Consider the following 7,431-nt stretch of genomic DNA (forward strand, 5'->3'; position numbering starts at 1 on the left):
ATATGCGGCCGCGACAATACCTGCCCGCGCGACCGGCTCGAGCGCGAAACACCCAGCTGCGACGGCTGCGGCTCCACCCTGCGCGTGCGCTCTATCATCGGCCTGCTCACCCGCGAACTGTTCGGCGAACTGCGGCCGCTGGTCGAGCTGCCCATGCGCAAGGACATCCGGGGCATCGGGCTCAGTGATCAGGGTGAATACGCCACTCGCCTGGCCCGCGTCGTGGACTACACCAACACCTACTACCACCAGGAACCCCGGCTCGACATCACGCAGGTAGGCGACGACCTGGCCGGAACCTGCGATTTCGTACTGTCCTCGGAGGTTTTCGAGCACGTGCTTGCGCCGGTTTCGCGCGCCTTCGACGGCGCACGTCGGCTGCTCAAGCCGGGCGGCCTGCTGGTGATGACGGTGCCGTACGCCCTGGAGTTCGCGCACACGCGCGAACATTTCCCCGACCTTTACAAATGGTGTCTGGAAGGCGACAAGTTCACTGGCTTTCGACTGCGCAACCAGCGCCGAGACGGTGTTGAAGAAGTGTTCGAAGACCTGGTCTTCCACGGCGGACCCGGCAGCACGCTGGAAATGCGCCTGTTCTCGCGCGAGTCACTACTTGCGGAACTGCGCGCTGCCGGCTTCACCGATGTGCGCATCGCCGACGAGGATTTGCCGGAGATTGGCGTGCACTGGCCCTGCCATTGGTCCCTGCCCGTGGTGGCAAGGGCGGGCACCGCGACCCGGCGGGGTGCGAGGGAGTTCGTGCTCCAGGACGACGGCGAGGCCGAGCTGGACGCGCGGGTGGAGCTTTCGCCGCGCTGGCAGCAGTTGACGCATGCGCCCGAACTCACCCGCGCGCACCTGATCATTGCCGGCGAGACGCTGCGCACGCCCTGGATGGAAGCCGAGGCGGACACCCAGACCGCGCTGACGCTGGCCCGCGGCCTTCCGGAAATCAGCGACGATGGCCTGACGGCCGACCTGTGGCTGCGCACCGAGGCCGGTGGTGAAAAAAAGCTGCTGAGCTGGACCCTGGACAACCTCACGCCCGGCATCGGCGAAGCCGCGCTGGTGGTGCCCTTGCCGCTGCGCGAAGGCGAACGTTTCCGCCTGGAACTGCGCTGCGGCCCGGGCCCGCTTGAATCGGGCAACAAGGACTGGCTGGCCGTGCTGGACTGGGCGGTCGGCCGTTTCGACCGGCTGCCCCTGCTGCGCGCCCGCTCGCACGCGGACTGGCGTATGGCCAATGAACTGGCGCATTTCGCGGGCGCCTATGACAGTGATTTCTACGCGGACCGCAAGAGAGGTGCGTCCTCCGGTGCAGCGCCCATTCCCGGGGTGCGACGGCTTCCCAGCGATGCGGCGTACATCCCGGCGCCGGACGAGTCGGCATGGTTCGAACGGCTGGGCGACGAGCCAGCCAGGCCGGGCGAGAACGCCTTTTCCTATACGCACCGCCTGTTGCAGTGCCTGTTGCCTGTGCCCGCGCCGAACTTCGCTGCCCGGATCCGGGAGCTGCAGTCACGCCGCCCCGAGCAACCTCTGCGCATGCTCGCCCTGTGCGCCGGCCATGCAGCCATCGAACGGTTCCTGCTCGAACATGCCGGCGTACCGGTACGCCTGTGTCTCGTGGATGTGAATGCCAGCATGCTTGAGCGCGCCGGCGCCGACATGCCGCCCGGCGTCGAGGTGGATCGGGTGCTGGGCAGCGTCAACGACATCGGCCCGGGCCTGGGAGAGTTCGACGTCATCAACATCACCTCAGGCCTGCACCACATCGTGGAGCTGGAACGGGTGCTGGCCGCCATCGCCGCGATGCTGGCGCCGGGCGGGGAGTTTTGGCTGATTGGTGAGCAGGTGGGCCGCAATGGCAACCGGCTGTGGCCCGATGCCGCCAAGGCGGCCAACGAGGTGTTCAGCCGTTGGAGCGAAGACAAACGCCGCAATGCCAATACCGGCCAGGTGGACGCCCGGGTGCCCGAGCTGGACTATTCCCGAGGCTGTTTCGAAGGTATCCGCAGCGAGGACATCGAGGCGCAGTTGGGCCGGCATTTCCTGCCGCTGGACGTGCACTTGCGCGATTGTTTCCTTTGGCGACTGGTGGATTCGGCCTATGCGGGTAACTTCGACCTCGACAACGAAGCCGACCGCGCCCTGCTGCGCGACGCGGTGCGCGCCGAGGCCCGGCACTGGCTCGAGGGCGGCCGGGGCACCTCGCTCAACGGTACCTGGCGGGCCAAGCGCGACTTGATGCACCTGCCCGCGTCGGCGCCCTGAGCCGAGGTCCCTAAAGTACGATCCCGGCCCCGGCGCCACAGTCGGTAGAATGGCCGTTTCCAGACCCCCCGAGGACTCCCATGACGCGTGCTTCCAAGCTTTACCCGGACGCCCGGTCCGCGCTCGACGGCCTGGTGGCCGACGGGCAGACGCTGGCCGTCGGCGGCTTCGGCCTGTGCGGCATTCCCGAGGCGCTGATCGCCGCCCTGCGCGATTCGGGCGTGAAGAACCTGACCGCCATCTCCAACAACGCCGGCGTCGATGGCTTCGGCCTGGGCCAGCTGCTGGAAACCCGGCAGATCAGCAAGATGATTTCGTCCTACGTGGGCGAGAACAAGGAATTCGCCCGCCAGTTCCTGGCCAACGAACTGCAGCTTGAATTCAATCCGCAGGGCACCCTGGCCGAGCGCCTGCGCGCCGGCGGCGCCGGCATCCCGGCCTTCTTCACCGCCACCGGCTACGGCACCGTGGTCGCCGAGGGCAAGGAAACCCGCGAATTCAACGGCAAGCACTACGTGCTCGAAACCGCGCTCACCGCCGACGTGTCGCTGGTGAAGGCCTGGAAGGCCGACAAGGCCGGCAACCTGGTGTTCCGCAAGACCGCGCGCAACTTCAACCCGGCCTGCGCCATGGCCGGCAAGGTCTGCGTGGCCGAAGTCGAGGAAATCGTCGAGGTCGGCGCCATCGACCCCGACCACGTGCACCTGCCCGGCATTTACGTCGACCGCATCGTGCATAACCCGACCCCCGAGAAGCGCATCGAACAGCGCACCGTGCGAGGAGCGAACTGATGGCCTGGACCCGCGACGAAATGGCGATGCGCGCTGCCGCCGAACTCACCGACGGCGCCTACGTGAACCTGGGCATCGGCCTGCCGACCCTGGTCGCCAACCACATCCCCGAAGGCGTGGATGTCTGGCTGCAGTCGGAAAACGGCCTGCTGGGCATCGGCCCGTTCCCGGCCGAAGACGAAGTCGACGCCGACCTGATCAACGCCGGCAAGCAGACCGTCACCGCCCGCGCCGGCGCCAGCTACTTCGGCAGCCACGACAGCTTCGCGATGATCCGCGGTGGCCACATCGACCTGGCGATCCTGGGCGCGATGGAAGTCACCGACCAGGGCGACCTGGCCAACTGGATGGTGCCCGGCAAGATGGTCAAGGGCATGGGCGGCGCGATGGACCTGGTGGCCGGCGTCAAGCGCGTGGTGGTGCTGATGGAACACTGCACCAAGAACGGCGAGCCCAAGATCCTGCCGCAGTGCACGCTCCCGCTTACGGGCGTCGGCGTGGTCGACCGCATCATCACCGACCTGGCCGTGATGGACGTCACCGCCGACGGCCTGGTGCTGGTGGAAACCGCCCCGGGCGTCAGCGAAGACGAGCTGCGCGGCAAGACCGGCGTGCCGTTCACCGCGGCGGCCTGAGCCCACGATGATCCGCCAGGTCGTCGGCTTCGGCCTGGTCGGCGGCCTGCAGCTGCTGCTGGACTGGGCCTGCTTCGTGGCCCTGACGGCGCTGGGCGTGGCGGTGCTGCCGGCCAACCTGGTCGGCCGCGTCGCTGGCGCCAGCCTCGGCTTCTGGGCCAATGGCCGCTTCACCTTCGCAAAACCCGGCGAGCCACCGCGGCTGGGGCGGCGGCGACTACTGCGCTACGTGCTGTTCTGGTTGGCCATGAGCGTGCTGAGCACGCTGGCGGTGATGGGCCTGGACCAGCTGCATGGTTTGCACGCCGCGTGGCTGGGCAAGCCGTTGGTGGATGCGGTGCTGGCGGCGCTGGGATTCCTCGCCGCCAAATACTGGATTTACCGGTAAGAAACTTCCTACTGGCCCCATCGGGACACGCCCGGTAAATTCGGGTAGCCGGCAGGGGAGCCGGGACGATCGGGGAAACCATGTCTGCTGAAGATGTCCTGGCGCCGCTGGATGCGGCGCCTGTCGAGCCGCCCGCGCAGCCGCCGGCGCTTCCGGCCCAGCCGCCGCCGCACGAGCCGCGCCGGCTGCCGGTTCAGTTCACCGGCCGGGCCGGGGAATACTTCGGCATCTGGATAGTCAACGTCGTGCTGACGCTGCTGACCCTGGGCATCTATTCGGCCTGGGCCAAGGTGCGCACCGAGCGCTACTTCTACGGCAATACCCGCATCGACGGCACGCCCTTCGAATACCTGGCGCTGCCGATGCAGATCCTCAAGGGCCGGCTGATTGCCTATGCCGTGGTGATCGCGATGGGTATCAGCGCCCACTTCGGTTTTTTGGTGGTGTATTTCCCGCTGGTGTTCGCGGTGTTGCTGCTGCTGCCCTGGCTGCTTCAGCGGGCCCTGCGTTTCCGGGCGCGTTATTCGGCCTGGCGCGGCATGCGTTTTCGCTTCGTCAACGGCGTCGATGATGCCTACCTGAACTTCATGTTCCGGCCGCTGCTGATGATCCCGACCATGTACATGCTGCTGCCGTGGGTGCGCAAGCACCAGCAGGAATACATCGTCACGGGGCATCGTTTCGGCGGCCTGCGTTTTGGCTTCCAGGGCGAACTGGGCCCGTATTACATTCCGTTCGCGATCTGCCTGGGCGCGGGTTTTGTCGCCTATTTCGTGATGTTGCTGGCAGTGTTCGGCGCCGCCTGGTTCCTGGAAGGCTCGCGCAGCGGCGGCGAATCGGCGCCGAACGACGTGATGCTGGCGGTGATGCTGCCGGTGGCGGTGGTTTACCTGGCGCTGCTGGTGCTGCCGGTGTTCCTGCGCACGCGCTACACCAACCTGATGTGGGGAAATACCCGCCTGGGCCCGCACCGTTTCGCCTGCACGCTGCGCGCGCGCGACATCATCTGGATCTACCTCAGCAACGGCGTGGCCATCCTGTGCACCCTGGGCCTGGCCGTGCCCTGGGCGATGGTGCGGCTGGCGAAATACCGCGCGGCGCATTTCGAGCTGCTGGCCCTGGGCGACCTGGATGAATTCGTGGCCGAGGCCGAACGCGCCGAAGGCGCGGCCAGCGCCGAACTCGTGGACGCGCTGGACCTGGACGTGGGCATCGGCCTGTGAGCGAACTGCACGGCACCTGGTACGACGGCCGCAGCAGCCGCGGCCAGCCGGCGCGGCTGGACTCGCCGTCGCCCGGGAAGCTGCGCGTCGTCGCCGGCGACATGGTGCGCGAGTTCGACGCGACCACGGCCAGGCTCAGTCCGAGGCTGGGCCGTCTGGCCAGGCAGCTGCGTTTCGACGACGGCGCGCATCTGGAAGTGGAGGACGCCGAGCTGCTTGACCAGTGGCTGCCCCCGCGCAGCCGCATCGAGGCCGGCGTGGACTGGCTTGAACGCCGCCGCGCCGCGGTGCTGGCATCGACGCTGTCGCTGGTGCTGGGTGTGTGGGGCTTCTTCCAGCTGGGCCTGCCCTGGATGGCGCGCGAGGTCGCGCCGCTGGTGCCACCGGCGATCGAACACACGATTTCCAAGCAGGCGCTGTCGCTGCTCGACGGGCACTTGCTGGAACCGACCCGCTTGCCGGCCCCGCGCCGCGAATCGCTGCAGCTGCGTTTCCACGAAATGACCCGCGGCCTGCCGCGCGCCGACGGCCTTCGGCTGGACTTCCGCCACGCCCCGGGCCTGGGCCCGAACGCCTTCGTGCTGCCCAACGGCCAGGTGGTGATGACCGACCAGCTGGTCACGCTGGCCCAGGACGACGAGGAACTGCTGGCGGTGCTGGCGCATGAAGCCGGCCACCACGAACACCGCCATGGCCTGCGCCGGGCGCTGGAAAAGTCGGCGATGCTGGTGGTGGTGGGTTTCCTGTTCGGCGATGTGTCGGGCACCGGCGCGCTGTCGGTGTCGCTGCCGGTGCTGCTGGTTGAACAAGGTTTTTCGCGCGGCCATGAGCGCGAGGCCGACGTGTTCGCTTTCGCATTGCTCACGCAGCAGGGTTATTCGTCGGAAGCCTTCGCCCGCATCATGTCGCGCATGACCCTGGACGGAAAGATCGACGCCGGCATGGGCCCGGTGGGCTATTTGTCCTCGCACCCGCCCAGCGCCGAACGCATCGAAGCGGCGCGGCAGGCGGCGGAATCAGCGCCCGGCGCCGACCAGGCCGGCGAGTAGGGCGGCCAGGCGCCCGGCGATCGCGTCCCAGCGGTAGTCGTGCACCGCGTCGGCGGAAAGGTCGAAGCGGGTCGCGAGTTCGCCCGCGCGCTTTAGCGCCAGCAGTTCGCGCAGCGCCGACGCCACCTCGTCCGCGCGCGCCGGGCAGGCCAGGCCGCGGCCGGTGCCGCGCACCAGCGCCGGCGCCGGGTCGCCGGCGTCATGGAAGACATGCAGCAGCGGCCGCGCGGCGCCGAAATACTCCTGCACCTTGCCCGGCGCCTGCGCGGTGCCGGCATTGCCGACGCTGACCAGCACGTCGGCGGTCATCTGCAGGGCCAGGGCATCGCGGTGGCCGAGTTCGCCGGCCAGGCGGATGGCATCGGGGTGTCGCTGCGCCGCGGCGAGCACGGCATCGGGCATTTCCGGGCCGGCGATCACCAGTTCGACGCCGGGCGTGGCGGCAACGGCGGCCAGCAACGGCGCCGGATCGCGGAAGGGATAAAAGCGACCGGTGTAAACCAGGCGCAGCGTGTCGCCGCCGGGCATCGGCACCGCCGGCATCGGCGTGAAGCCCTGGGGCAGCACCACCATGGGCCTGGACAGCGGCCCGTGCCGCTTAGCCAGCAGTTCGACCGTGGCCGGGTTGGTGGCGCTGGCGGCGCCGGCTTCGTGCAGGGCTGCGGCTTCCAGGCGGGCAGCGCGGCCGCGCCAGTGCCAGGGCGTGTACGGCGCCAGCACCGGGTCGGCGATGTCGGCCAGCCAGGGAATGCCGCGTTTGCCCAGGTGGCGGCCCACCAGCAGCGAGGCCGCGGGTTCGTGCATCACCAGGGCGACGTCGGGGCGCTGGCTCTCGCACAGGGCGTCGAGCTGCCTGATGGCATCGCGCACCCACAGCGCGCGGCCGTCGGGAAAACACAGGGTGTCGGTCGCGCGGCGGAGGCGGGCGATGGCGCGGCCCTTCCAGTTCAGCGCGGCGGGCGAGGCGTTGACCTTGCCGTCGGCGGCGGGCTGGGCATCGTCGTCCACTTCGGCATGGCGGCGGCGCGCGACCAGGCCGTCGATGCGTTCTTCCAGCCAGCCCGGCGAGGC

The 7,431-nt window shown here is 68.8% G+C and carries 7 protein-coding genes; 6 read left to right on the forward strand and 1 reads right to left on the reverse strand.

Going from position 1 to position 7,431, the window contains the following annotated elements:
- From AACZ35_RS10360 to AACZ35_RS10385, 6 genes are all read left to right on the forward strand, one after another.
- A partial coding sequence (locus tag AACZ35_RS10360) for a class I SAM-dependent methyltransferase (protein ID WP_339828878.1) occupies positions 1–2,274 on the forward strand: 2,274 nt, incomplete at its 5' end.
- Positions 2,275–2,354: 80 nt separating this feature from the next.
- On the forward strand, positions 2,355–3,065 hold the full coding sequence (locus AACZ35_RS10365; RefSeq protein WP_339828881.1) for a CoA transferase subunit A: 711 nt from the start codon (positions 2,355–2,357) through the stop codon (positions 3,063–3,065).
- Positions 3,065–3,700 (forward strand): CoA transferase subunit B, encoded by a 636-nt coding sequence (locus AACZ35_RS10370; RefSeq protein WP_339828884.1) that lies wholly within the window; start codon positions 3,065–3,067, stop codon positions 3,698–3,700. Before AACZ35_RS10365 ends, AACZ35_RS10370 begins: the two co-directional genes overlap by 1 nt.
- A 7-nt stretch (positions 3,701–3,707) precedes the next feature.
- Complete coding sequence (locus AACZ35_RS10375; protein WP_339828887.1) at positions 3,708–4,088, forward strand: GtrA family protein; 381 nt, start codon at positions 3,708–3,710, stop codon at positions 4,086–4,088.
- Positions 4,089–4,168: 80 nt separating this feature from the next.
- Positions 4,169–5,311, forward strand: a complete 1,143-nt coding sequence (locus tag AACZ35_RS10380) for a YjgN family protein (protein WP_339828891.1) — start codon at positions 4,169–4,171, stop codon at positions 5,309–5,311.
- Positions 5,308–6,360: a M48 family metallopeptidase gene (locus AACZ35_RS10385; protein ID WP_339828892.1), complete on the forward strand. Its 1,053-nt coding sequence runs from the start codon at positions 5,308–5,310 to the stop codon at positions 6,358–6,360. Before AACZ35_RS10380 ends, AACZ35_RS10385 begins: the two co-directional genes overlap by 4 nt.
- Here AACZ35_RS10385 and AACZ35_RS10390 read toward each other — a convergent pair.
- Positions 6,328–7,431, reverse strand: a 1,104-nt coding sequence (locus AACZ35_RS10390) for a hypothetical protein (protein ID WP_339828895.1), incomplete at its 5' end; no start/stop codon positions are given. The genes AACZ35_RS10385 and AACZ35_RS10390 overlap by 33 nt on opposite strands.

Origin of the sequence: uncultured Arenimonas sp. (genome assembly GCF_963976025.1) — a bacterium.
GTDB lineage: Bacteria > Pseudomonadota > Gammaproteobacteria > Xanthomonadales > Xanthomonadaceae > Arenimonas.